This is a genomic window from Roseateles sp. P5_E11, from assembly GCF_054049355.1.
The window spans coordinates 1-1,000 of the sequence record NZ_JBFUMO010001066.1 but is presented as its reverse complement, the minus strand read 5'-3'; the positions used below and the strand labels follow the sequence as shown (position 1 = coordinate 1,000).

Annotated in this window: 1 protein-coding gene; it reads right to left on the bottom strand. The window is 66.0% G+C overall.

The genetic code is table 11. The annotated features are described in order from the left end of the window. Positions 1-19: 19 nt before the first annotated feature. Positions 20-1,000 (bottom strand): UDP-N-acetylmuramate:L-alanyl-gamma-D-glutamyl-meso-diaminopimelate ligase (gene mpl / locus ACXJKR_RS33440; protein WP_457326522.1); only part of this gene is annotated, 981 nt, incomplete at its 5' end.

The window sequence follows — 1,000 nt, the reverse complement described above, 5'->3', positions numbered from 1 at the left end:
GCAATGCATCGAGCAGACGCTATTTGGACAGAGCGTCCAACAGCTTCTCGTGGATCCCGCCAAACCCACCATTGCTCATACACAGCAAATGGTCCCCAGGCTTGGCGGCCTTGACGACAGCCGCCACCAACGCATCCACATCCGCACCCACAACCGCTGACGCACCCATCGGCGCCAGCGCCTCCTTGGCATCCCAGCTCAAACCCTGCTGATTGCAAAACGCGAGGTCCACTTCCTCCAGCGCCCAGGGCAACTGAGCCTTCATCGTGCCCAGCTTCATCGTGTTGGAGCGCGGCTCGAATATCGCGAGGATGCGGTCGACGGGCGCAATGCGGCGGCGCAGGCCGTTGACGGTGGTGCGCATCGCCGTCGGGTGATGTGCGAAGTCGTCGTACACCTTGATGCCGCGCACCTCGCCGCGCAGTTCCATGCGGCGCTTGACGTTCTGGAACTCGGCCAGGGCCGCCGCCGATTGCTCGGGCGACACGCTGACATGCTCCGCGGCGGCGATGGCAGCCAGCGCATTCAACTGGTTGTGCTCGCCGAACAGGCTCCACTCGACACGCGCGACCTTGAGGCTGCCGCGCAGCACGTCGAAAGCCTGCGGCTCGCCGCGCGCGCGCAGCATGCCGGCCTCTTCCTTCTTGGCGCCGAAGCGCAGCACCTCGCTCCAGCAGCCGCGTGCGATGACGCGTTGCAGCGCCTCCTCGCGGGCGTTGACGACCAGTCGGCCGCTGGCCGGCACGGTGCGCACGAGGTGGTGGAACTGGGTCTCGATGGCGGCCAGGTCCGGGAAGATGTCGGCGTGGTCGTGCTCGAGGTTGTTCAGCACAGCCGTGCGCGGCCGGTAGTGCACGAATTTGCTGCGCTTGTCGAAGAAGGCGGTGTCGTACTCGTCCGCTTCGATGACGAAGGTCTTGCCCTCACCGAGGCGAGCCGACACGCCGAAATTCTGCGGCACACCACCCACCAGGAAGCCGGGCTTGAGGCCGGCATGCGC